The following is a 22542-nucleotide window of genomic DNA, read 5'->3' as shown; positions in this document are numbered from 1 at the left end:
CCCCTGATCCCTGACCCCTGGCCTCTAAATCCATTGTCGCGAGGAACTGCAGCCGCACTAAAGCGGCCTCGATTGACTCTTCCTCACAGTGAGAATATTCAGGCGAGAAGATGCATTTGCCGGTAGGCTTGCCACACCGCGCCACAGCCCAGGCGCTATAGCCCACAATGGAAACAATATGTCGCGACTCTTGATTGCCGGTGCGTTGCTGGCGCTTTCTCTTCCCACGCTGGCGGGTAGCTTCGCCGGCACTTCGGCCGGTGCTTCGTCGGCCGGTTCCTCGGCGTCTTCCGGCAGCACCTCCGAAGACGACAAAGTAGTGCTGCAGGCGCGCGACGACGCCGCCAGTTTCGTCGCCAGCGAAGGCCGGATCCGCGGCGCTCGCCTGGAGGCCGCGCTGCGCCAGCTGCGCGAACGTGACGAGGCGGCGCGCCAAGCCAGCGATCTGGAACTCGCGCAGGCCATCCTGGCGTTGTGAGTCCGTTCCGCCGGCCGCGAACGTGGCTGGCTCTGTGCCTGCTGGCCTGCACGGCAAACGTGCAGGCCGCGCTGAATCTCCAGCCCGAAACCGAAACATTGACGCCCGAGCAGACGGATGCGACGCGCCAGTTGCTGGGTGCAGCGACGGAGCGCTTGCCGCCCGTGTGGGTCGCCGCTCTGCACCGGCGCATCGCCGTGGCGTGGCGCGATGATCTGCCCGCGCAGGTCCACGGGCGGGCACAAACGGCCAGGATACTGCTGGATCGAAAACTGCTGGATGCGTGGATGGCGCGTCCGATCGACGCCGATGCCGATGATCCCGACACGCGCGCGGCGCTGGCGGCGGTTATTCATGAGCTGGCCCATTTTTACGATCGCACCCCTCAAGGACAGCTATCGCGTGATCCGCGACTGCTCGATGCAGCCGGTTGGCAGGTGGCGCCGTTGCGCTTGGGCTTGCGCAGCTCGCGCAACGCTTTCAGCGACCGCAGTCCGGATCTTTACGAGCTGACCAAGCCGACCGAATTCGTCGCGGTGAATCTGGAGCATTTCCTGCTGGACCCGGATTACGCTTGTCGGCGGCCGGCACTGTTTCGCTATTTCTCCGGGCATTTTGGCTGGTCGCCGCCGAAGAGTATTTGCGCGCCTGGGCTCGTGTTCCTGCAGGCCGGTACGGACGAAACCGGAACACCATTGCTGCAACTTGAAGCCGACCGCGTCTATGCCGTGGATTATCTGTTGGCGGAAGGCAACGAGCAGCCAATGAGCCGCTGGGGGCACAGCATGTTGCGCTTGGTGATCTGTGCGCCCGGCCGGCCGCGCGGCCCGGATTGCCGCCTGGATATTGTGCACCATCGCGTGCTGTCGTTCCGCGCCTTCGTCGACGATGTGCAAATCTCTAGCTGGCGTGGATTGACTGGTTCCTATCCATCACGATTGTTCGTGCTGCCGCTAGGGCAGGTGATCGACGAATACACCAAGGTCGAGTTGCGTGGTCTTCGCTCGATACCGTTGCGGTTGGACGAATCCGAAATCGCGGGCCTGCTGGAACGCGCTGCGCAACTTCATTGGAGCTATGACGGACGCTATTACTTTCTCAGTAACAACTGCGCAGTGGAAACCTTCAAGCTGCTGCACGATGGCGTGCCGCGCCTGGCCGGTGAACGCTTGTCGAGCGTCACCCCGACTGCTTTGTTGAGGAAATTGCAGAAGCGAGATATCGCCGACGAAACGGTGCTGGACGATCCCACCGAAGCGGTGCGCCTTGGTTATCGGTTCGAACCACTAAGCGCACATTTTCAGGCCATGTTCGATGTTGCGCGCAACGCGCTGGAGCTGCCACAAAGCCGGGTTCAGGATTGGCTGGCGCTACCGCCCGATACGCGTGCACCCTGGCTGCAGCGTGCTGACCCCGGATCAAGTCCGGGGCAGGGTCTGCGCACCAGCGCCGCATTGCTGCTATTGGAGGAAGCCGCATTGCAGCGACAGGAATCGCTGGCGCGCGACGAACTCAAGCGGCGCTATCTGGGAAGCCGTGAACAGATCGGCACTGACGCTTTCGACGGCGTGGCAGCGTTGCGTGACCTTTTGCAGACGGAGGGCTATTTCAGTCGTCCTGCGACTTTGCTGCCCGAAGGCGGCTATGGGCTGCCGCAGGCAGAAGAGCGAAAAGCTTTGTTGCAGGCAAGTGGCCGTTATGCGACGCAATTGAAACAGCAACGCGCATCGCTGCGTGAAAGCGCAAGACGTTGGCTGAGCCCGGAGCAGAGCGCGGCGCTTGAGGGCACAGAAAACAACATCGGGATGTTAGGCGAACGCTTGCGCCGCCTGCACAAAGAGCAGGGCGGAATGCAGCTGCGTTGATGGCTGGCTAGACCTACCCCATGACGGAAGGGTTCCCGTAGGAGCGGCGTCCCGCCGCGAGCTCTTCCGCCTTTATCGCGATCGGACAGGAAGAGCTCGTGCCGAGACGCTCCTACCTTCAGCTTTGGCATGTAGATCGGGGCCACGTCCCCGACGCGCACCGTCTACCGGGCCGGTTACAGCGCGCAGTCAAGGTGATGCGGAAAGAGAATTCCGTAGGAGCGGCGTCCCGCCGCGAGCTCTTTCTTCGGCGGCCATGAAAGCAAAAGCTCGCGCCGGGACGGCGCTCCTACGGTCAATCGGGTGCCGCAAACGGCGAGGAAATCAATCCGCGCGGCCGCCGAATTCGCCGGTGGTGGTGTTGACCAGCACACGTTCGCCGGTGGTGATGTACTCGGGCACCATGATTTCGATGCCGGTGTTGAGCTTGGCCGGCTTGGGCCGCTTGGTCGCGGTGCCGCCCTTCAACTCCGGCGGTGTTTCCACCACTTCCAAGGTGACGTGCTGCGGAAGCTGCAAGGCCACCGGCATGTCGTCAATGACCTGCACATAGCTGCCGGTCAGGCCGTCGGTAATGTAGCCGGCCGCTTCGCCGACCACGTCGGCATCCAAGGTGTACGGCGTGTAGTCCTCGTCATCCAGGAACACGAACGCGTCGCCATCCTTGTACGAATAAGTCGCCAATCGGCGCAACAGTTCGACTTCTTTCAGATCGTCGTCACCATCGAAACTGGCGTCCAGCTTGTTGCCGCCGGGCACGCTGTACATGGTGAAGCGGAAGCGCACATTGCCGCCACGGCCCTGCGGTGAGCTGCGTTCGATGTCGCGGACCTGGTACACGCCGCCGTTGTGTTCGACGACGTTTCCTTTCTTGATGTCGTAGGCTTTCATTGAAGTATTCGGAAGTTGGAGAAAATGGATGGGAGACAGCAACGGATAGCCGCGCCGTCAGTGAAGGTCTTTATGCATGAACGCCGAACTGGCGGGACACAGCGACGAGAATTCCTGAGTACTTCGGATCGCTTCCGGTGCTGACTGGCGATCGGCGCTGGCATAGCCGAGCCGGGCGAAAAAGGCCTCCGCCGTCGTGGTGAGCAGGAACATTCGTTCGACTTTGCGTTCGCGCGCGCGCGATTCGATGCGTTCCACCAATTCTCCACCCAGTCCATGACCACGCTGATCATCAGCGACCACCAGCGAACGCAGCAGTGCGTATGGGCCGAATATCTGCAGACCCACCGCACCCGCCACATGCCCTTCGATCGTCGCAACCAGGCAATCAGGCGCCGGCAAGTCGGCCAGATCGCTCACCGGCAAACCATTGCTGGCAAGTAATCCGGCAAAGACCGCCGTTGACGCCGCCGGGCCGAATGCCACCTGCATCATGGTGTTCACTTCGGCGCCAAGCGCACGGCGCCATCCAGACGGATGGTTTCACCGTTGAGGTAGCGGCTGCGCAGAATGAAAGCGACGGTTTCGGCGAACTCCTCCGGCTTGCCTAGACGCGAGGGGAACGGAATGGAAGCGCTAAGCGATTGCTGCACCGATTCGGGCATGCCGTCGACCATCGGCGTCCAGAAAATGCCGGGTGCGATCGTCATCACGCGGATGCCGAATCGCGACAGCTCACGCGCCATCGGCAGGGTCATGCCGACCACGCCGCCCTTGGAAGCCGAGTACGCCGCTTGGCCGATCTGTCCTTCGAATGCCGCGACGCTGGCGGTATTGATGATCACGCCACGCTCGCCGTCTTCGCCGGCCGGACTGTGCTGCATCACGTCGGCGGCGGCCTTGGCCACGTTGAAGCTGCCAACCAGATTGACCAGCACGGTGGTGCGGAACGTGGATAGCGGCATGGGTGCATCCTTGCCCAGCACGCGGCCGGCGCCGAGGATGCCCGCGCAATTGATGGCGGCATTCAGCCCGCCCAGGAACTCCCGGGCGTGGGCAATGTTCGCGGACACGCCGTCTTCATCGGTCACGTCGGTCTTGTAGTAGCGCGCGTGGTCCTGGCCCAGTGCAGCCACCGCCGCGGCGCCTTTTTCATCATTGACGTCGAATAAGGCCACTTTGCCGCCCTGGGCAACCAGATGCTGAGCGACGGCCAAGCCCAGGCCGGAGACGCCGCCGGTCACAACGGCGCGGATATCGGGAAGATGCATGCGGGAAACCGTTTAGCGGGAATTCCGGCATTTTACGCGATGGCTTGGAGGCGTTCCCATCCATTGGTGCCCCTTTTGTTGGTGCCCCTTTTGTAGGAGCGGCGTCCCGCCGCGAGCTGTTCGCCTCTATCGCGATCTGACGGGAAGGGCTCGCGGCGGGACGCCGCTCCTACAAAAGCGGCGGGGCTCCTGCAACGACCCATCTGATGGCTTCAGCCGTTGGAAACCCGCTCCAGCGGAATATCGGCAAGCCGGCGGGCGAATTCGTCTGGCGACAGGCCGGGTGCGAACAGGAAGCCTTGGCCTACCGGCACGCCCAACTGCAACAAGAATTGCCGTTGGGCTTCCGACTCAACGCCTTCGGCGACCAGGGTCAGGCCCAGGCTGCGGGCAATGGCGGAGACGGCTTGGCAGACCGCTACGTCGGAACGGTTGTTGGGCACGCCTTCGGTGAACAGCTGGCTGAGCTTCAAACCGTGAATGGGCAGGCGGCGCAGATAGTTCAGCGCACTGTAACCCTCGCCGAAATCGTCGATGGTCAGCACGATACCCAGCTCGCGCAGCTGGGCGAAGGTGCGCAACGTGGCGGGCGCATCCTCGATCAGCACGCGTTCGGTGAATTCCAGCTCCAATGCCGCACCCGGCAGGTTGAATTCGGCCAGCAACCTGCGCACGTTATCGGCCAGGTCGTCGCCGACGAACTGCCGGTACGACACGTTGACCGCCACCCGCACGATGCCGAGCCCTTGGTCGCGCCAGTCGGCCACCTGTCGGCAGGCTTCTTGCAGCACCCAACTGCCGATGCGCACGATGTCGCCGGTGGTTTCCGCATGGCTGATGAAAAGGTCGGGGCGCAGTTCGCCCAATTGATGGTTCTGCCAGCGGATCAGCGCTTCCGCAGCGACGATGCGGCCAAGGCGCAGATCGACCTGGGGTTGGTAGACCAGCCGGAATTCCTCGTTATCCACGGCGCGGCGCAGCTGCGTTTCGATCTGCAACCGGTCCTGCTGCCGCTGCGCCAGTTCAGGGGTGAAGGGCTGCCAGCCATTGCGAGCGCGATGCTTGCTGTCGTACATCGCAATATCGGCATTCTGGATCAGTTGCTGTGGCCGAACGCCGTCGCGTGGCGAGCGTGCGATGCCAATACTCGCGGTGATGGCGAACTCATCCTTGCCGAAGCGGAAAGCGTCGGCGAACGCATGCAGGACCGCATTGGCCAGGGCTTCCGGCTGTCCAGGTTCGGTGCGGGCGTCGCAGATCACCAGGAATTCATCGCCGCCGAAGCGCGCGATCATGCCGTCGGTGCCCACTGCGCCGCGGATGCGGTTGGCCGCCTGCACCAGCAGTTCGTCGCCCGCGTTGTGACCCAGCACATCATTGACCATCTTGAAGCGGTCCAGATCGATGTACAGCACCGCGACCTTGGCGAGCTCCGGATCGTCCAGGCGGGCGCCGAGTTCGTTCAACACGGCGTCGCGATTCATCAGGCCGGTCAACGGATCGGTCCGCGCCTGGATGCGCAGCATTTCCTCGGCCTGCTTGTCCTGCGAAATGTCCTGCATCGTGCCAGTGATACGCGAGGTGACCGGGTCGCCGGGTTCGGCTTCACCGATCGCGCGGATCCAGAAGGTGTGGCCGTCGGCCTGGGAGCCCTGTAGTTCCAGATCGAAGCCGTTGCCGCCTTCGACGATCTTCTCGATGGCACAGCGCAGCCGTTTGCGGTCCGGTTCCCGCAGGCATGTCAGCATGGCGTCCAGCGTCTTCAGCGGACGCGCCGCACCCAGAATGCGCAGCGCTTCATCGGTCAGGTACATGCGGTCGCGGCCGATGTCCCATTCCCAACCGCCGATATGCGCCAGAGATTGGGCGCGGTCGAACAAGGCACTGTCGCGCTTGAGCTCGGTGACGTCGTTGAAGATGGAGGTCACCTGCGCAGGCTCGTTGCCGCCGGGCGCGAACTGCGGCACGGCGGTGACGGTCAGCCACATCAGCTGTTTTTTTTGCCGGTGGTACATGCCCAGCAATACGCTCTCCACCACATGGCCGGAATCCAGGGCGCGCTGCGCGGGCAGATCGGAAGGCGGAATTTCCCGGCCGTTGCCATCGACGATGCGCCAGCGGTCCAGCCGCAGCTCATCCGACACACGCTGGTCCTCGCGGATGCCGAAGATGCGCAATGCCGCGCCGTTGCAGTACTGGATGCCAAGGTCGCGGTTCTGCACCACGATGCCTTTATCGATCGTTTCCATCAGTTCGCGGTAGCGCATTTCCGCTTCGCGGCGGCTGCTGATGTCGCGGGCCACGGCGACGATGCTCTTGCGGCCGTCGAACGAGATGTTGGCCGAATGCACTTCCACCGGAAAACGGGTGCCATCGCCACGCATGTTGGTGACTTCGATGACGTAGGTTTCGCCGCGGTTGAGCGTTTCCCAGACCGGCACCAGATGATCGCGTGGCAGGTCGGGATTGAGCAGGCTGATGTTCTGGCCGACGATTTCCTCGCGCGACCTGCGGTAGGCCTGCACGCCGGCGCGGTTGAGGTCCAGCACGGTGCCGTCCTCGGCAATGATGCTGACCGGATCCGGCACCGCGTCGAACAAGTTGCGGTAGCGCTGGCGTGCGGTTTCGGTGTCCTGTTTGGCCGACAGCAATGCCTCTCGTGCTGCCGCCAGCAATCCGCGGGTTTCTTCGCTCAATGATGTGTCCGCGCTCGCGCGTTCCAGCCCAAGCAGGATCGCCGCGGTATCGCTGCCCGCCGACGTGGAACCCGTTTCGTCGGACGGCGCGAGAGGGTTCATGCGGCGGCCAACGCCTTGCCGACCTTGCTGCCTGTTTCCCGGCCCAGGCGGCCAGCCAGCCAGCGCCCGGTTTCGCTCAGGCGGGCCAGATCGACCCCGGTTTCGAATCCCAGCCCATGCAGCAGGTACACCACGTCCTCGCTGGCGACGTTGCCGCTGGCGCCCTTGGCGTACGGGCATCCGCCTGCGCCGGAAACCGAGGCGTCAACCACACGCACACCGTATTCCAGACAGGCCAGGATATTGGCCAACGCCTGCCCGTAGGTGTCGTGGAAATGCACTGCAAGCGCGGACAGTGGAACTTCGCCGGCGACAGCTTTCAACATGGCGCTGGCCTTGTGGGGAGTGCCGACGCCGATAGTATCGCCAAGCGAGATTTCATAGCAGCCAAGCCGGTGCAGTTGCAGTGCCACCCGTACGACATCGGCCACGGGCACGGCGCCTTGGTAAGGGCAGCCCAGGACGGTGGAAACGTAACCACGCACTTTCACGCCATCGGCGCGAGCGCGTTCCAGCACCGGACGGAATCGCTCGATGGATTCGTCGATACTGGCGTTGATGTTCTTCTGGTTGAACGCTTCGGACGCGGCAGTGAACACCGCGACTTCCCGCACACCCACCTCGCGTGCGTGTTCGTAGCCTTTTTCGTTGGGCACCAGCACCGGATAAGCGACACCGGGTTTTTGCGCAATGGCGGAGAACACTTCCGCCGCATCGGCCAGTTGCGGCACCCATTTGGGGCTGACGAAGCTGGTGGCTTCGATAGTGCGCAGTCCGGCTTGCGACAACCGATCGATTAGTTCGATCTTGTCCGCAGTGGCGACGATGGCTTTCTCATTCTGCAGGCCATCGCGCGGCCCGACTTCGACGATGCGGACGAAATCCGTCATGGCCGCTGCCCGGTGGCCGCGACGCGGCGCAGACCCAGCGGTTTATCCGTGGCCGCGAAGACATCGAGCAATGAGGAACGTTCGGACATCAGGCAGCCTTCCAGTACGAACAAAAGCCAAGACAACAACGGTGAGTCAGTAGCAGGTTTTTCATTCCAACAACGCCAGCACGGCATCAGCCTCGACGAAGTCGCCAGCACTGGCGCGCAGTTCCTTCACCACGCCGTCGCGCGGTGCTTTTAGCGCCAGCTCCATCTTCATCGCTTCCATCACCAGCAGCTCCTGTCCTGCGCCGACCACGTCACCAGGTTTGGCTTTCACTACGACCACACGCCCCGGCATCGGCGCGCGGATACGGTCGTCGCCTGCCGCGTCACCCGTGTCGATGCGGCGGTATACCGGCACGGCTTCCAGTGCCAGCCGTTGTTCTCCATCGTGCACGATCAGATGCGTTCCGTCGTGGATCACCTGGAAACGCCTGGCCTCATCGTTGATACGTAGGCTAAGGGCGCCGCCGGTCAACCGTGCGCCTTGGACAGCATGGTTCGCCCCGCCATATTCGATCCGGTAATCGCCGGCTGAGCCGTGCGCGGTCAAAGCCAGGTCCTGGCCGCGGTGTAGAAACGCGAGCGGCCGGTGGCCGCCATGGCCCAGGCGCCAGCCATCGGCGACAGCCCAGGGGGAATATGGATCGGCGGAAGCGGTCGCTTTCGCCAGCGCACCGGCTTCCTGGGTCAACAGGACCACGGCTGCCGCCGCCAGCAATAGGTGCTCGTCGGTCGCTTCGGCCGGCATGAACTCGTCCAGATGCCGGTCCAGATAACCGGTATCGATACTGCCTCCGACAATGGACGGGTGCCGGACCAGCCGCTCCAGGAAACCGATGTTGGATTTCGGCCCTACGATATGGCAATGCGCCAAGGCCTCGCGCAAGCGGGCGAGGGCGCGTGGGCGGTCCTCCTCCCAGACGATCAGCTTGGCGATCATCGGGTCGTAGAAGATGGAGACGGTATCGCCCTCGATAACGCCAGAATCGATACGGACGTGCGTGGAAGGCGCGGGCAGGGCCAAGGTCTCCAGGCGTCCGGAGCCCGGCAGGAAACCAGCTTCAGGATCTTCCGCATACAGGCGTACTTCGATCGCATGACCCGATTGCGGCACCTGGCTCTGCGCCAACGGCAGCGGTTCGCCCGAGGCGATGTGCAACTGCCATTCCACCAGGTCGAGCCCGGTGGTCATTTCCGTCACCGGGTGTTCCACCTGCAACCGGGTGTTGATCTCCATGAAGTAGAACGCGCCCTGCGGATCAACAATGAACTCCACCGTGCCCGCATTGAAATAGTCGATGGCGCGCGCGGCGTTGACCGCCGCTTCTCCCATCGCGTCACGCAACACAGGTGTCAGGAAAGGCGAAGGGGATTCCTCCAGCACCTTCTGGTAGCGGCGTTGCGCCGAGCATTCGCGTTCGTTGAGATGAATGACGTTGCCATGGCGGTCGCCAAACACCTGGATTTCGATGTGGCGGGGTGATTGCACGTAGCGTTCCAGCAACACGCGGTCGCGCCCAAAGGCATTGCGGGCTTCGCGCTGGCAGCTTTCCAACTGGGCCAGAAATTCCTCCGGCCCGTGCACGATGCGCATGCCTTTGCCGCCGCCACCGTGTGCGGCCTTGATCATCAGCGGGAACCCGACCGCGACCGCTTCGCGCAGCAGTAACTCCGGTGACTGATCGGCACCGGTATAACCCGGCACCACCGGCACGCCCGCGGCCGCCATCAGTTCCTTGGCGCCGGCCTTGCTGCCCATCTTGCGCATGGAAGCGGCCTGAGGACCGATGAAGACGATGCCGGCGGCGTCCACGGCTTCGGCAAACTCGGCGTTTTCAGAAAGAAAGCCGTAGCCGGGATGAATGGCTTGTGCGCCGGTTTTCTTCGCCACCTCGATAATCGCATCGCCGCGCAGATAACTCTCCGCCGGACGCGGCCCGCCAATGGGATAAGCGCTATCGGCCAATCGCACATGCTGCGCATCGGCATCGGCCTGCGAATAGACCGCGACCGTGCGGATACCCAGACGGCGGCAGGTGCGAATGACCCGACAGGCGATCTCGCCGCGATTGGCAATGAGGATTTTGCTAAACATCTTTTTGGACACGGATCAACGCGGATGGACACGGATTAGAAGCGTGGCCGAATATGCGGCGCTTGAACTGCGGCCGCGGTCCGAAATTGAACAACAATTCCACCTGTACCCCTGATGCCTTTAAATAATTCACAAGCTGTACCTCATGTGCGGGGTTTAGTTGAGCCACAGCCTTCAGTTCGACGATCAGGCACTTTGAGATAAGAAGATCGACTTTGAACGCTCCGACGCTTAGCCCACGGAATTCCACTTGGAGTGATACCTGTTGTTGAACATCGATGCCAACTTCTCGTAAAGCGATTGCAAATGCATTCTCATAAACGCTTTCCAAGAAACCTGCGCCGAGCTCGTTGTACACGTCGTAAAACACACCAATGACCCGTTCAGTCAGTCCTTCTTCTATCAACAGCTTCTTATCCGTGTACATCCTTGTTAATCCGTGTCAAAAACTTTTACGCTTCAGGGCCGTGGCACACCGCTTCGATATTGTGGCCATCCGGGTCCAGCACGAACGCTGCGTAGTAGTTGGGGTGGTAATGCGGCCGCAAACCAGGTGCGCCGTTGTCGCGGCCGCCGGCGACCAATGCGACGCGGTGAAATGCGTCGACTTGCTCGCGGCTTTCCGCAACCAGGGCGACATGGTTGTGCGAAACGGACGCGCTCGGGCTGATCCAAAAGGTTGGCTCGCCATTGCGCCCGAAGCCTGCATGGCTGCTGCCGTCGCCAGTCATTTCCGGCGTTACTTCCATTGTCAGTGCGGCGCCCAGCTGAGCCAGGGCTTCTTCGTAGAACGCTTTGCTCCGGGCGTAATCGGAAACAGAAACACCAATGTGATCGATCATTTCTTTACCCCTTTACCCAGGCGGGCAGACGCTTTTCGAGAAAGGCCGCGAGTCCTTCCTGACCTTCCGGGGAAGTGCGCAGTTGTGCGATCAAGCGGGCGTTGTCGGTGTCCAGCACACCGCGATCACTTTCGCCAGCGACCCGGGTCACCAACCGTTTGGCGCTCGCGGTGGCTAGCGGTCCGGCTTTCAGCAACAAGGCGATCTGCCGGTTCACCGCGCCATCCAGTTGATCCATCGGCACCACCTGATGCAGCAGGCCGATCTGCAGCGCCGTTTGCGCATCGAAGATTTCCGCGCTGGCGAACCAACGCCGTGCCTGGCGGGGACCGATAGCGGCGATGACATACGGCGAGATCACCGCCGGCAACAGGCCGAGCTTGCTTTCGGTCAACCCGAATTTCGCCTCCGGCACGCCGATGGCGATGTCGCAGCAAGCCACCAGTCCCACGCCGCCTCCGAAAGCGGGGCCATGCACTCGGGCGATCGTAGGTTTTGGCAGCTCATCGAGCGTTCGCATCAGGCGGGCGAGGGCAAGCGCGTCCTGGCGGTTTTCCGCTTCGCTGGCAGAGGCCATGCCGCGCATCCAGTTGATGTCGGCACCCGCCGAAAAAGACGTACCGGCGCCCTCAAGCACCACGATCCGAATAGCCGGATCCGTGCCTGCATTTTCCAGCGCGGCGGTCAGCGTCAGAATCAGATCGGCGTCGAAGGCATTGTGCAGTTCCGGGCGGTCCAGACCGACATGCAGGACATTGCCCCGACGGTCCTGTACCAGCGATTGTTTTTCAGGCGATTCCCCCATGCGAGCTGTTCCTTGCGAATTGGCTGAATGATAGCCCCTAGCCCGCTGAAGCCTTTCGTGCGCTGCGGCGATGCTACAATGAGAATAGTTCGCATTAAGAGTTAATTACGTGACGCTATCCGAATTGCCCCGGCGGACCCCGGCCATCGTGGAGTCTGTGGAAGATCATGGACCCAACGACAACATCGCCCGCCGCCTGCGTGAGTTGGGATTCGTCAATGGAGAACAAGTGGAGATCGTCGCCAAAGGGTTATTGGGAGCGGAGCCGCTGCTGGTGCAGGTAGGCTTCACTCGCTTCGCGTTGCGCCGAGCCGAAGCCGCACGCGTGCGGTTGCGCGTCAACGGCGCTGACCAGGGAGACCACGCATGAATGCGCAAGCGGCACCGCTGCGGCTGGCGCTGGTCGGCAATCCCAATTGCGGCAAGACAGCACTGTTCAATCAGCTCACCGGCAGCCGGCAAAAAGTCGCCAACTACGCTGGTGTGACGGTCGAACGCAAGGAAGGACGTTTCCATAGCGCGTCTGGCCGCAGCTACGCCGTGCTGGATCTGCCAGGCGCCTACAGTCTTCATGCGGCCAGCTTGGATGAGGCCATCACGCGCGATCTATGCCGTGGTTTCCTGCCCGGAGAACCGGCGCCCGACGTTTTGGTCTGCGTAGTCGACGCCACCAATCTGCGTTTGCATCTGCGCTTTGCGCTCGAAGTGCGCGAGCTGGGCAAGCCGATGATCGTCGCCGTGAACATGGCCGACGCCGCTCGCCGCCGGGGAATAAGCATCGACTTGGCCGTGCTGGAAAAAGAACTCGGCGTGCCGGTGGTGGAAACCGTCGCCGTGCAACGCAACGGTGCCAAAGCGCTGGTGGAGCAGATCGACCGGATGGCGGCGCATCCGCATACGCCGCACGTGCGGCTGGGCGAGCAAGCCGATCTCCACGCCGACCGTTACCACGAAGAGACGCGCCGGCTGTTGTCGCTGGCAGTCAGCATGCCGACGCGCACGGCGAAGATCGACGATGCACTGGACCGTTGGCTGCTGCACCCGGTATTCGGCCTGGTGGCGTTGGCGGTAGTGATGTTCCTGATCTTCCAGGCCGTGTATGCCTGGGCCACGCCCATGATGGACCTGATCAAAGCCGGTACCGGCGCCATGGGTGAATGGGTAGGCACCACGCTGCCGGAAGGGCCGCTCAATAGCCTGCTGGTGAAGGGCATCATTGCCGGCGTCGGTGGAGTGATCGTATTCCTGCCGCAGATCCTGATTTTGTTCGCTTTCATTCTGGCGTTGGAGGAGTCGGGCTATCTGCCGCGCGCGGCGTTCCTCTTGGACCGCATGATGGCATCGGCGGGTCTGTCGGGACGCTCCTTCATTCCTCTGTTGTCCAGTTTCGCCTGTGCCATTCCCGGCATCATGGCGACGCGTTCCATCCAGGACCCGCGCGATCGTCTGGCCACCATTCTGGTGGCGCCGCTGATGACGTGTTCCGCGCGGTTGCCGGTATACGCGTTGCTGATTGGTGCGTTCGTACCGCAGAAGCAGGTGTGGGGCATTTTCAATCAGCAGGGTTTGGTGCTGTTCGGTCTGTACGCCGCCGGCATTTTCAGTGCTCTGTTGGTGTCCTGGATGATGAAGCGTTGGCGCAGCGACAAGGGCGAACATGCCTTGCTGCTGGAACTGCCTTCCTATCGCCTGCCGCATCCGCGCGATCTGCTGATCGGCCTGTGGGAACGCGCGATGATCTTCCTCAAGCGCGTCGGCGGCATCATCCTGGCGTTGACCATTCTGCTGTGGTTCCTGTTGTCCTTTCCTGCGGCTCCCGCGGATGCAGTGGGGCCGGCGATCGACTACAGTTTCGCTGGCCGCATCGGCCACGCCATGGCAGTGTTCTTCGCGCCACTGGGCTTCAACTGGCAAATCTGTATCGCGTTGATTCCCGGCATGGCCGCACGCGAAGTGGCGGTGTCCTCGCTGGCGACCGTGTACGCGTTGTCCGCCGCCGACGATGAAGCGGCGGCGCAAGCACTATCGCCGATCATCAGCGATGGCTGGTCGCTGGCCACCGCACTGTCGTTGCTGGTCTGGTACATCTACGCACCGATGTGTATTTCCACCTTGGCCACGATCAAGCGCGAGACCAACTCGTGGAAACAGATGGGCTTCGCGACGGTTTATCTGTTCGCCATGGCGTATGCAGCGTCGCTGATCACCTATCAGGTCGCCGTGCGATTGGGAGCGGGCTGAGCCATGAGCGCATCGCTGGCCCTTCAATACGTGATCATCGCCTTGGCGGTGTTGGTCAGCGCGTGGGTGGTGGCGAAGAAACAGTTCCCGGGAAGCATGCGCAAGTTGCGGGTCGCCTTGGCATTGAGCCTGCTGCACGAAAGCCGCCCCGCATGGCAGCGTGCACTAGGACGCCGTATCGCTCCCGCGGGAAGCGCGGGTGGCGTTGGCTGCGGCGGTTGTAGCGGCTGCGATACACAGTAGCGCGTCGGCCGCGTGGGGCCGACTTGTGCTCAATGCCGGGTCGTTTTCTTTCCGCCCTTGCCAGTAGCCGGAGTAACTTCCACCGCCAGGGTAAAAGTGCGCTTCTCGTTTGGTTGCATGGCGCCTACGCCGACGACTTGACGGGCGACTTCATCACCGCGGTCGTTTCGAATCGATAGCACAACGCAGTATTCCCACGCCTCGCCATCGGCGGGGTGGCGAATGCTGCCTTCCACGCGCAAGGGCGTGATGATGGGCGCTGTTGCGGCACCCGCACCCGGTTCGAACCGCAGATGGTGTCTGCAGGCCGGGCAAACCAGCGCACTTTCCAGAATGGTGGTTTTGCAGTGCGGGCAAATGCGGGTTGCGCCGGCTTGTCCCGGACGCGGACTGCTCATGCGCCTGGAAGAGGCTCCGCGCCGTTGTTCTTGGCGGGCTTGGCCGTGGACTTGCTGTCGTCCCAGCCGAATTCGGCCTGTCCACGCATCCGAGACCCGGCAGCGACGGTCAGCGATTCGGCTTTCACGTCTCCGATCAGCACGCCGGACGCCAGCAGCTCCACACGCGAAGCCGATTCGATGTTGCCTTCCAGCTCCCCGGCAATCGTGACTTTGTTGGCGCGTACGCCGCCGTTCAATTTGGCGCCGGTCTCGATGGTCAGGTCGCCCTGCACATTAACGTCGCCTTTGAACTTGCCGGCGATGCGGATGTGGCCAACGCCTTCGATTTTGCCTTCGATGGTCAGATCAGCTGCGATCAGCGACTCCTTGGGCTCGCGTTCGGCGGCGGCGCGCGCCGCCGGGGCCGTCACCGTGGGCGAAAAGCTCGCGGCTACTGGTGCCTCCCGCTCAACCGGAGAGGATGGCTCCGGTACCAGCGTGGCTGCATCCTTCTTGGTAGCGCCTTGATCTTTCCAAATAGACATAGCGGGACAACTCCGGGCAATAAGAACGCCCCACTATGGGCGCCGGGCGATGACACGGCTGTGACCGCTCACACCAAATTCACTACCCACTTCCGAACCAATGACGGCCGATTCACCCTGCAGCCGGTGTTGTGGAGAGTTCTTCATCTGACTGAAGAGGATGGCTACATCCGAAAAACCCCAAACCGCGCCGGTTCGATCGGCGCGTTGAGCGATGCGGAAATGCCCAGGCCCAGTACGCGCCGGGTGTCGGCGGGATCGATGATGCCGTCGTCCCACAGCCGCGCCGTGGCGTACCAAGGGCTGCCTTGGGATTCGTACTGCTCACGAATGGGCGCCTTGAAGGCTTCTTCTTCCTCGGCTGTCCACGAACGGCCACCTGCCTCCAGGCTGTCGCGCCGCACCGTCGCCAACACACTGGCCGCCTGTTCGCCGCCCATCACGCTGATTCGCGCATTCGGCCACATCCACAGGAATCTGGCGCCGTAGGCACGGCCACACATGGCGTAATTGCCGGCACCGAAACTGCCGCCGATCACCACGGTGAACTTGGGCACGGAAGAGCAGGCCACGGCGGTGACCATCTTCGCCCCGTCCTTGGCGATACCGGCGTTCTCGTATTTCTTGCCGACCATGAAACCGGTGATGTTTTGCAAGAACACCAGTGGGATGCCGCGCTGATTGCACAGTTCGATGAAATGCGCCCCTTTGAGCGCGCTTTCCGAGAACAGGATGCCGTTGTTGGCGATGATGCCGACCGGGTACCCATGAAGGTGGGCGAAGCCGGTGACCAGGGTCTTGCCATAGCGCGCCTTGAACTCGTCGAACTCCGAGCCATCGGCGATCCGCGCGATCACTTCGCGGATATCGAAGGGGCGGCGAGTATCTTTCGGCACGATGCCGTACAGCTCGTCGGCCGGGTATAAGGGTTCGCGTACTTCGCGAACGGTGACTGGGGGGATCTTTCGGCGGTTGAGATTGGCTACCAAACTCCGCGCGATATCCAGCGCATGGCGGTCGTCTTCCGCCAGGTGGTCAGCCACGCCGGAGAGGCTGGTATGGACTTCCGCGCCACCCAACGCCTCGGCGTCGACTACTTCGCCCGTGGCCGCTTTCACCAATGGCGGACCGCCCAGGAAGATGGTGCCTTGTTCCTTGACGATGATGCTCTCGTCGCACATTGCCGGCACGTAGGCGCCGCCTGCGGTGCAACTGCCCATGACGACCGCGATCTGCGGAATGTTCTCAGCGCTTAGCCGCGCTTGGTTGTAGAAGATGCGACCGAAGTGTTCTTTATCGGGGAATACTTCATCCTGCAGCGGCAGGAAGGCACCGCCGGAATCGACCAGATAGACGCATGGCAAGCGGTTTTCGCGCGCGACTTCCTGCGCACGCAGGTGTTTCTTGACGGTCATTGGGAAATAAGTGCCGCCCTTGACCGTCGCGTCGTTCGCGACGATCACCACTTCCTGTCCCATGACACGGCCTATGCCGCAGACCATGCCGGCTGCGGGTGCCGCACCGTCGTACATGTCCTCGGCGGCTAGCGGCGCGATTTCAAGAAAGGGGGATCCCGCGTCGAGCAAAGCGGTGATACGGTCGCGCGCCAATAGTTTGCCGCGCTCGGTATGTTTGGTCCGTGCCTTTTCGCCGCCGCCATCGGCGGCTTTGGCCAACCGGCGGTCAAGTTCCGCGACCAGTGCGCGGTGGTACTCGACGTTATCCAGGAATTCCTGCGAGCGCGGGTCCAGCTGCGAAATCAACGACGGCATAGTGCGGCCAAGCATGGAAAGGGCGCATCACAACACAAAGGCGTGCCGGCGCCAAACTTTTTGCCACTACAAAAAACAAAGCCCGCTTGCGCGGGCCTTGTTCGATTTACCCGAAGGTAAGTCGATTACTGCTTGGCAGCTTCTTCGGCCTTGTCGGCAACTTCGGCAGCCTTGTCGGCAGTAGCCTGGGCAGCGTCGGCAGTCGCGTCGGCAGCAACGGCGGTCGCATCGGCAGCGGCAGCGACGGTAGCGTCGGTAGCGGCGGCGGTCGCATCAGCGGCAGCTTCGGTCGCGTCGGCGGCAGCAGCAACGGCGGTTTCGGTCGCAGCAGCGGCTTCGTCAGCGGCGGCGGCAGTCGCGTCGGCAGCCTGCTCGGCTTCCGGCTTGGTGCAGGCGCTCAGGGCCAGGACAGCGGCGGCCAACAGGACGTAGAACTTGATTTTCATGGGATCCCCAGCATTAGTTATTAGTAGAGGTTGACTGCGACCGGCAGGCGGCTTAGCCAATGAAGGCGGGGCCGGGACTGGTCCCAGGTACAGAAAAAGCCGCCAGTGAACCGGCGGCTTTTTCAAGTTTAACGCTAAATCCGCTAGACAGCAGCAGATTACTTCTTCTCTTCGCCTTCCTGAGCAGCATCCTTGGAGGCTTCGGCAGTGTCGGCGGCCGAAGAGGCAGCGTCGGCAGCAGCGTCAGCAGCTTCGGAGGTGCCGGCAGCGGCAGCGTCGGCGGCAGCGGTACCGGCAGCGTCAGCAGCGGTGGCGGCGGCATCGGCAGCCTGCTGTGCAGCGTCGGCAGTGGTTTCGCCAGAAGCAGCGGCGGCGTCAGCAGCAGCCTGGGCTTCGGTCGAAGCGGCGTTGGCGTCGGCGGCAGCGTCGGCAGCCTGGTCCTGGTTCGAGCACGCAGCCAGGGCCAAACCCAGAGCCAGTGCGATCAGAGCCTTATTAATAGTCATGGTCGGTTTCCTCGTCGTTGTTTAGGCAACGCGCAATTGCGCGCCTGCAACATGATGACAAGCCCGTGACCGCTGTCAAGCGGTCGAGCGTTACGTTTGTCAATTAGCTGTTAAGTGGTTTTCCACTTCGGTGCGAAATGTCGCGCAAACACAATGGCTTGAACGGTTTCGGTGTTTCCGGCGCTCCTGAAGCGAATCAAACTAGCTCAACAGCAATAGCCGTTGCTTCGCCGCCGCCAATGCAAAGACTGGCCACGCCGCGCTTGCCGCCACGCGTGCGCAAGGCGTTGATCAAGGTGACCACCAAGCGCGCGCCGGAGGCTCCGATCGGATGCCCCAGTGCACACGCGCCGCCATTGACGTTGACCTTGGCGTGGGGAATACCCAGCTCCTTGATAGGCGCCATGGCGACGACCGCGAAAGCTTCGTTGATTTCGAAAAGATCCACCTCATCCACCGACCATCCCACCTGCTTGAGCAGCTTGTCGATGGCGCTTACCGGTGCGGTGGTGAACCACTCCGGTTGTTGCGAAAAAGTGCTGTGGCCGACGATCTTCGCCAACGGTCGGATGCCGCGCTTGGCCGCTTCTTCGGCGCTAAGCAGCACAGTCGCCGCAGCGCCATCAGAGATGCTGGAAGAGCTGGCGGCCGTCACCGTGCCGTCCTTTTTGAAAGCGGGCTTGAGCGTCGGAACTTTGGCGATGTCGGACTTGCCGGGTTGTTCATCGGTGGCGAACTCCGCTTCGCCTTTGCGCGTCGCTACTTTCACTGGAACGATCTCGTCATTGAAAGCGCCGGACTGCTGCGCGGCCTGCGCGCGTCTGACCGATTCGATGGCGAATGCATCCTGGTCCTCACGGGTGAAACCGAACTTTTCCGCCGTGGCTTCACCGAATACACCCATGGCTTGACCATCGTAAGGATTGGTCAGGCCGTCCCATGCCATGTGGTCGATTGTCTGGAAGTTGCCGTACCGGTTACCGGTGCGAGAGTTGGGGATCATGTGCGGAGCATTGGTCATCGACTCCATGCCGCCGGCGACCACGATGCTGGCCGAGCCGGCCTTGATCAAATCGTGTCCCAACATGATGGCCTTCATTCCCGAACCGCAGACCTTGTTGACGGTGGTGCAGCCCACGCTGGTGGGAAGGCCGGCAGCAAGCGATGCCTGTCGGGCCGGCGCCTGGCCCAGATTGGCCGGCAACACGCAGCCCATGATCACTTCAGAGACATCCGCGGCGGGCACGCCGGCCTGTTCCAGCGCCGCGCGGATCGCGGCGGCGCCTAGCGTGGGCGAGGGAACGCCAGTGAACTGGCCAAGGAAGGAGCCGATGGCGGTGCGCTTGGCGGCGGCGATGACGATATCGGACATGGGGGCACCTTTCGAAGAGTAGACCTGCGATTATCCGCTCGCCGCCGAAGGGCGGCAAATCGGCCATTCGATACAGGGGCGTGCATCGAGGATGCATGTAGCGCGCCGGTGAGCTAGATTGCGAGCCGGGGCGTCATGTCGATGTAAGACGATTGGACTGGGGAGTCGCAATGGAAGGATGGATGGGGAAGACCGGTGTCGCGTCGAAAGCGGCACTACTGGCGATGTCTTTGTCGTTGGCAGCCTGTGGCGGTGGAGGCGGAGGCGGTACGGTCCGCGCCGATCCCCCGCCAGCCTCGCCGCCTCCAAGTCCCCCGCCAGCTACGCCACCGGTCGTCGGCACACCTGATCCTGCCTTCAGTAAACACTTGGTGGTGACGAACACGGCCCCGGCGCACGCGGCTGGGCTCACTGGTCAGAACATCCGGATCGGGGTGGTGGATAGCGGCGTCAACCGCAATCATCCCGCCTTGCAGGGCAGGGTGTTGCACAACCTGACCTACATTGCATCGCCGCCCAACAATTTGACCGTGGACGATGTGGTGGGCCATGGCACGGCCGTGTCGCAGATCATGGCGGGGAAACCATTCGGCAACTGGCCTGGAGGCATAGCGCCCGGAGCATCGATCATTTCCGCGCGCATCATTTCCGATACCCGGCCAACCGATGACGGGTCGGGGCAGGGTAATGAAGTCAACGGCGCATTGGGCTTGGCACCTATCCACCAGGACTTGATCGATCGCGGCGCCAAGATCATGAACAATTCGTGGGGCGGCCTGTATTGGACGAATCCTGCGGCGACCGCGCCCATTGCAGACGAATACCGTCCCTTCATCGTCGGCAATGGAGGCCTGGTGGTGTTCGCCACCGGCAATGAGTCGCGCCCCAATCCCAGCAGCATGGCGGCGTTGCCCAGCCAATTGGGTAGCGGCGGCAGTTTGCCGGCAGCCGACCTGGAGCGCGGCTGGTTGGCGGTGGCGGCAGTGGACACCGACAACCCCACTCAACTTGCCAGCTATTCCAATGCCTGTGGCGTAGCGATGAACTACTGCCTGGCGGCACCGGGGACGGTGACGGTAACCGGTACCAACGATTCACCGACCAATCCCAGTTATTGGAACTGGAGCGGCACTTCCTTGGCCGCACCGCAGGTGTCCGGTGCGGCGGCGCTGGTATGGGAAGCGTTTCCATATTTCAACAACGATCTGGTAAGGCAGACGCTGCTGGGCACGGCGACGGACTATGGCGATCCCGGAGTGGATCCGGTGTTCGGTTATGGTTTGCTCAACGTCGGCAAGGCTGTGTCTGGCCCATCGCGGTTCGACTGGGGCGATGTGACCGTGTCTTTCGATGGCATCACCTCGGCCTGGTCGAATGAGATCAGGGGTGATGGCGGGCTGATCAAGCGCGGCAGTGGCCGGTTGGAGTTGTCCGGGATTTTGAGCTACCGTGGTCAGACCCGTATCGAAGGCGGAACGCTTGCAACCCGTTTCAACCTGCCGGCAGGCGCTTTTGTCGGCACCCAGGGCTCACTGCACCTGTTCAATGCGGGTGTACATGAAGATCTGGAAAATCACGGAGAGGTCGCTATTACGGGGAGCGCGATCCAATGGATTACCGGCGACTTCATGCAGTCCACCGGTGCGACATTGAGCATGCAGGTTGGGTCGAAGCTGTATGTCGACGGTGTTGCTCTCATCTCAGGCGGCCAGTTGCAGATCAGCGGACTCGTCAGCGGATACGTGTATTCCAACCGCGAGTTGCTGATCAATGCGATGGGCGGTGTTTCCGGCCGTTTCGATGCGTTGACTCAAGGACCGGGCGTGTTCCTCGATGGCAGTCTTGAGTACAACAGCAACCAGGTGCTGCTCAATATCACTCGCCTCGATGTTTCCGCGGCCGCGACTGCCTTCGGAAACATAAGTGCGGCGTCGCTGGCGTCCGCTTCCCGGGTGGAGAACGCCTTTCTGCAGATCGACGCGCAACAACGTGGCGAGAATCGTCCCGAACCGGTAGCGGCCGGTTTTATCGAGATGGCCGGTGAACTCCAGCGCAGTCCGACGCAGGCGGAGGCCAAGGCATCATTGGCAAGCCTCTCCGGCGAACTCCACGCCGCGGCGGATGCGATGACGTTCGACGCCATTGGCATGAATCGGCGAGCCTTGTCGTCGCGGTTCGATCAACTGGTCGATCAACCCACACAACGTGGCGACTGGTACCAACGTCTGGGCGAAGCAGGGCGTGGCAGTTACGGCGCCAATGATTTCCAGATGGACGGCTGGATGCTGGGCAGCGACCTGCGCTTGAGCCAGTACGGTGTGGTCGGCGTTGCGTTCGGTGAAATTCAGTCGCACACCAGCGTTGGTTCCAGCCGCGATCGCGGCCAAGACCGGCAAGCACAAGGGCAGTTTTATATGGGCAGCGTACGCGGCAACGCTTACGCGCTTGGACAGCTGGGATTTGGACGCTATGACCGACAGCTGCGCCGCGAACTGTTGCTGGGTCAGGCCAGTCACGGTGTCGCCAGCGAATACGCGGGTGATTTTCTATCCATGAGCCTGGAGACAGGCTACCGATTTGGCTCCAGTGCCACAGCATTAACGCCGTACGTGGGCACGGAATACGCGCGCGTCGACCGCGATGGTTTCGTCGAAACCGGCGCGAGCGGCTTCGGCCTCAAGACCGATGCCAGCGTGGGCGAACGCACGCTGGCGATAGGTGGGCTGCGTGCGGAGCATGGGTGGAAGTACGGCCACGGCAGGGGCTTCGCTCTGCATGGCTATGCCGAATGGCAGGAGACTCTGACCGCGCGAGGGTTAGGTATAGAGGCCAGCTTCGTCGGCGTGGAAGCGTGGGCGCCCTTGGTGGGTGCTTCGCCTGAGGTGTCGGGCGGCGTTTTCGGCATCGGCTTCGATGCGCACGTGTCCGATGCCGTCATGATGAGTTTCGGCTACGACCAGAGCTTCGGGCCGCGCAAGCAAGCGCGAATGATGTCGGCGAAAGTCGCCTTCGAGTTCTAACGACACTGACTTCTCGCTTCTCGTAGAGCGGAGCT

Annotated in this window: 21 protein-coding genes; 6 read left to right on the top strand and 15 right to left on the bottom strand. The window is 62.3% G+C overall.

Annotated elements, in window-relative coordinates; all coding sequences use genetic code 11:
- The first annotated feature begins 178 nt into the window (after positions 1 to 178).
- Together AB6O04_RS15485 and AB6O04_RS15480 are read left to right on the top strand one after the other, a co-directional pair.
- Positions 179 to 478, top strand: coding sequence for a DUF2388 domain-containing protein (locus AB6O04_RS15485; protein ID WP_368565002.1), 300 nt, complete (start codon positions 179 to 181; stop codon positions 476 to 478).
- Between the two features lie 131 nt (positions 479 to 609).
- On the top strand, positions 610 to 2343 hold the full coding sequence (locus AB6O04_RS15480) for a DUF4105 domain-containing protein (protein ID WP_368565069.1): 1734 nt from the start codon (positions 610 to 612) through the stop codon (positions 2341 to 2343).
- Between the two features lie 324 nt (positions 2344 to 2667).
- Here the strand turns inward: AB6O04_RS15480 and yeiP are convergent, their stop codons facing one another.
- The 9 genes from yeiP to AB6O04_RS15435 all read right to left on the bottom strand — a co-directional run bounded on the left by yeiP (position 2668) and on the right by AB6O04_RS15435 (position 11982).
- Positions 2668 to 3234 (bottom strand): elongation factor P-like protein YeiP, encoded by a 567-nt coding sequence (gene yeiP / locus AB6O04_RS15475; RefSeq protein ID WP_368565001.1) that lies wholly within the window; start codon positions 3232 to 3234, stop codon positions 2668 to 2670.
- A 57-nt stretch (positions 3235 to 3291) separates the two neighbouring features.
- Positions 3292 to 3729, bottom strand: a complete 438-nt coding sequence (gene arsN2 / locus AB6O04_RS15470; RefSeq protein WP_368565068.1) for an arsenic resistance N-acetyltransferase ArsN2 — start codon at positions 3727 to 3729, stop codon at positions 3292 to 3294.
- Positions 3730 to 3734: 5 nt separating this feature from the next.
- A complete protein-coding gene (locus AB6O04_RS15465) occupies positions 3735 to 4505 on the bottom strand; it encodes an SDR family NAD(P)-dependent oxidoreductase (RefSeq protein ID WP_368564999.1) in 771 nt (256 codons plus the stop codon).
- A gap of 212 nt (positions 4506 to 4717) precedes the next feature.
- Positions 4718 to 7303, bottom strand: a complete 2586-nt coding sequence (locus AB6O04_RS15460; RefSeq protein WP_368564997.1) for an EAL domain-containing protein — start codon at positions 7301 to 7303, stop codon at positions 4718 to 4720.
- Positions 7300 to 8193 (bottom strand): hydroxymethylglutaryl-CoA lyase, encoded by an 894-nt coding sequence (locus AB6O04_RS15455; protein ID WP_368564996.1) that lies wholly within the window; start codon positions 8191 to 8193, stop codon positions 7300 to 7302. Before AB6O04_RS15455 ends, AB6O04_RS15460 begins: the two co-directional genes overlap by 4 nt.
- Positions 8194 to 8343: 150 nt before the next feature.
- Positions 8344 to 10335, bottom strand: coding sequence for a biotin carboxylase N-terminal domain-containing protein (locus AB6O04_RS15450; RefSeq protein ID WP_368564995.1), 1992 nt, complete (start codon positions 10333 to 10335; stop codon positions 8344 to 8346).
- Positions 10328 to 10762, bottom strand: a complete 435-nt coding sequence (locus AB6O04_RS15445) for a GxxExxY protein (protein ID WP_368564994.1) — start codon at positions 10760 to 10762, stop codon at positions 10328 to 10330. The genes AB6O04_RS15450 and AB6O04_RS15445 overlap by 8 nt, the downstream gene beginning before the upstream one ends.
- A 25-nt stretch (positions 10763 to 10787) precedes the next feature.
- Positions 10788 to 11177 (bottom strand): VOC family protein, encoded by a 390-nt coding sequence (locus AB6O04_RS15440; RefSeq protein ID WP_368564993.1) that lies wholly within the window; start codon positions 11175 to 11177, stop codon positions 10788 to 10790.
- A 4-nt stretch (positions 11178 to 11181) separates the two neighbouring features.
- Positions 11182 to 11982 carry an enoyl-CoA hydratase-related protein gene (locus AB6O04_RS15435; protein WP_368564992.1) on the bottom strand — a complete coding sequence of 267 codons (801 nt, stop codon included), beginning with the start codon at positions 11980 to 11982 and terminating at the stop codon, positions 11182 to 11184.
- A 109-nt stretch (positions 11983 to 12091) separates the two neighbouring features.
- Between AB6O04_RS15435 and AB6O04_RS15430 the strand changes: the two genes are divergently transcribed.
- Genes AB6O04_RS15430 through AB6O04_RS15420 form a run of 3 tightly spaced genes read left to right on the top strand, consistent with a single transcriptional unit; the run spans position 12092 to position 14466 of the window.
- Positions 12092 to 12352 carry a ferrous iron transport protein A gene (locus AB6O04_RS15430; RefSeq protein ID WP_368564991.1) on the top strand — a complete coding sequence of 87 codons (261 nt, stop codon included), beginning with the start codon at positions 12092 to 12094 and terminating at the stop codon, positions 12350 to 12352.
- Positions 12349 to 14223, top strand: coding sequence for a ferrous iron transporter B (locus AB6O04_RS15425; RefSeq protein ID WP_368564990.1), 1875 nt, complete (start codon positions 12349 to 12351; stop codon positions 14221 to 14223). Before AB6O04_RS15430 ends, AB6O04_RS15425 begins: the two co-directional genes overlap by 4 nt.
- A 3-nt stretch (positions 14224 to 14226) precedes the next feature.
- The gene (locus AB6O04_RS15420; protein ID WP_368564989.1) at positions 14227 to 14466 is read left to right on the top strand and encodes a DUF6587 family protein; all 240 of its coding nucleotides are present in this window, start codon (positions 14227 to 14229) and stop codon (positions 14464 to 14466) included.
- Between the two features lie 29 nt (positions 14467 to 14495).
- Here the strand turns inward: AB6O04_RS15420 and AB6O04_RS15415 are convergent, their stop codons facing one another.
- The 6 genes from AB6O04_RS15415 to AB6O04_RS15390 form a co-directional block, all read right to left on the bottom strand.
- Positions 14496 to 14864, bottom strand: a complete 369-nt coding sequence (locus AB6O04_RS15415) for a hypothetical protein (protein ID WP_368564988.1) — start codon at positions 14862 to 14864, stop codon at positions 14496 to 14498.
- Positions 14861 to 15391 carry a polymer-forming cytoskeletal protein gene (locus tag AB6O04_RS15410; protein WP_368564987.1) on the bottom strand — a complete coding sequence of 177 codons (531 nt, stop codon included), beginning with the start codon at positions 15389 to 15391 and terminating at the stop codon, positions 14861 to 14863. Before AB6O04_RS15410 ends, AB6O04_RS15415 begins: the two co-directional genes overlap by 4 nt.
- Positions 15392 to 15555: 164 nt before the next feature.
- Complete coding sequence (locus tag AB6O04_RS15405) at positions 15556 to 17163, bottom strand: carboxyl transferase domain-containing protein (protein WP_368565067.1); 1608 nt, start codon at positions 17161 to 17163, stop codon at positions 15556 to 15558.
- 125 nt (positions 17164 to 17288) lie between these two features.
- Entirely contained in the window at positions 17289 to 17609 is a 321-nt protein-coding gene (locus tag AB6O04_RS15400) for a hypothetical protein (RefSeq protein ID WP_368564986.1), read from the bottom strand.
- Positions 17610 to 17767: 158 nt separating this feature from the next.
- The gene (locus AB6O04_RS15395; protein WP_368564985.1) at positions 17768 to 18115 is read right to left on the bottom strand and encodes a hypothetical protein; all 348 of its coding nucleotides are present in this window, start codon (positions 18113 to 18115) and stop codon (positions 17768 to 17770) included.
- Positions 18116 to 18311: 196 nt separating this feature from the next.
- Positions 18312 to 19487 (bottom strand): acetyl-CoA C-acyltransferase, encoded by a 1176-nt coding sequence (locus AB6O04_RS15390; protein ID WP_368564984.1) that lies wholly within the window; start codon positions 19485 to 19487, stop codon positions 18312 to 18314.
- Positions 19488 to 19669: 182 nt separating this feature from the next.
- On the opposite strand from AB6O04_RS15390, the gene AB6O04_RS15385 reads away from it, so the two are divergent.
- Positions 19670 to 22507: a S8 family serine peptidase gene (locus tag AB6O04_RS15385; protein WP_368564983.1), complete on the top strand. Its 2838-nt coding sequence runs from the start codon at positions 19670 to 19672 to the stop codon at positions 22505 to 22507.
- Positions 22508 to 22542 lie beyond the last annotated feature (35 nt).

It is taken from the genome of Pseudoxanthomonas sp. UTMC 1351 (genome assembly GCF_040948865.1).
Lineage (GTDB): Bacteria > Pseudomonadota > Gammaproteobacteria > Xanthomonadales > Xanthomonadaceae > Pseudoxanthomonas_A.
Note: the sequence above shows the minus strand (reverse complement) of the source record. Positions and strands in the feature narration are given on the sequence as shown.

Bases quoted from the DNA above. Each gene is read 5' to 3' on its own strand.
- AB6O04_RS15435 (WP_368564992.1), bottom strand. From the start codon at position 11,982: ATGGGGGAATCGCCTGAAAAACAATCGCTGGTACAGGACCGTCGGGGC.
- AB6O04_RS15425 (WP_368564990.1), top strand. From the start codon at position 12,349: ATGAATGCGCAAGCGGCACCGCTGCGGCTGGCGCTGGTCGGCAATCCC.
- AB6O04_RS15445 (WP_368564994.1), bottom strand. From the start codon at position 10,762: ATGTACACGGATAAGAAGCTGTTGATAGAAGAAGGACTGACTGAACGG.
- AB6O04_RS15440 (WP_368564993.1), bottom strand. From the start codon at position 11,177: ATGATCGATCACATTGGTGTTTCTGTTTCCGATTACGCCCGGAGCAAA.
- AB6O04_RS15450 (WP_368564995.1), bottom strand. From the start codon at position 10,335: ATGTTTAGCAAAATCCTCATTGCCAATCGCGGCGAGATCGCCTGTCGG.
- yeiP (WP_368565001.1), bottom strand. From the start codon at position 3,234: ATGAAAGCCTACGACATCAAGAAAGGAAACGTCGTCGAACACAACGGC.
- AB6O04_RS15410 (WP_368564987.1), bottom strand. From the start codon at position 15,391: ATGTCTATTTGGAAAGATCAAGGCGCTACCAAGAAGGATGCAGCCACG.
- AB6O04_RS15465 (WP_368564999.1), bottom strand. From the start codon at position 4,505: ATGCATCTTCCCGATATCCGCGCCGTTGTGACCGGCGGCGTCTCCGGC.
- AB6O04_RS15455 (WP_368564996.1), bottom strand. From the start codon at position 8,193: ATGACGGATTTCGTCCGCATCGTCGAAGTCGGGCCGCGCGATGGCCTG.
- AB6O04_RS15415 (WP_368564988.1), bottom strand. From the start codon at position 14,864: ATGAGCAGTCCGCGTCCGGGACAAGCCGGCGCAACCCGCATTTGCCCG.
- AB6O04_RS15405 (WP_368565067.1), bottom strand. From the start codon at position 17,163: ATGCCGTCGTTGATTTCGCAGCTGGACCCGCGCTCGCAGGAATTCCTG.
- AB6O04_RS15460 (WP_368564997.1), bottom strand. From the start codon at position 7,303: ATGAACCCTCTCGCGCCGTCCGACGAAACGGGTTCCACGTCGGCGGGC.
- AB6O04_RS15385 (WP_368564983.1), top strand. From the start codon at position 19,670: ATGGGGAAGACCGGTGTCGCGTCGAAAGCGGCACTACTGGCGATGTCT.
- AB6O04_RS15420 (WP_368564989.1), top strand. From the start codon at position 14,227: ATGAGCGCATCGCTGGCCCTTCAATACGTGATCATCGCCTTGGCGGTG.
- AB6O04_RS15400 (WP_368564986.1), bottom strand. From the start codon at position 17,609: ATGAAAATCAAGTTCTACGTCCTGTTGGCCGCCGCTGTCCTGGCCCTG.
- AB6O04_RS15395 (WP_368564985.1), bottom strand. From the start codon at position 18,115: ATGACTATTAATAAGGCTCTGATCGCACTGGCTCTGGGTTTGGCCCTG.
- arsN2 (WP_368565068.1), bottom strand. From the start codon at position 3,729: ATGATGCAGGTGGCATTCGGCCCGGCGGCGTCAACGGCGGTCTTTGCC.
- AB6O04_RS15390 (WP_368564984.1), bottom strand. From the start codon at position 19,487: ATGTCCGATATCGTCATCGCCGCCGCCAAGCGCACCGCCATCGGCTCC.
- AB6O04_RS15485 (WP_368565002.1), top strand. From the start codon at position 179: ATGTCGCGACTCTTGATTGCCGGTGCGTTGCTGGCGCTTTCTCTTCCC.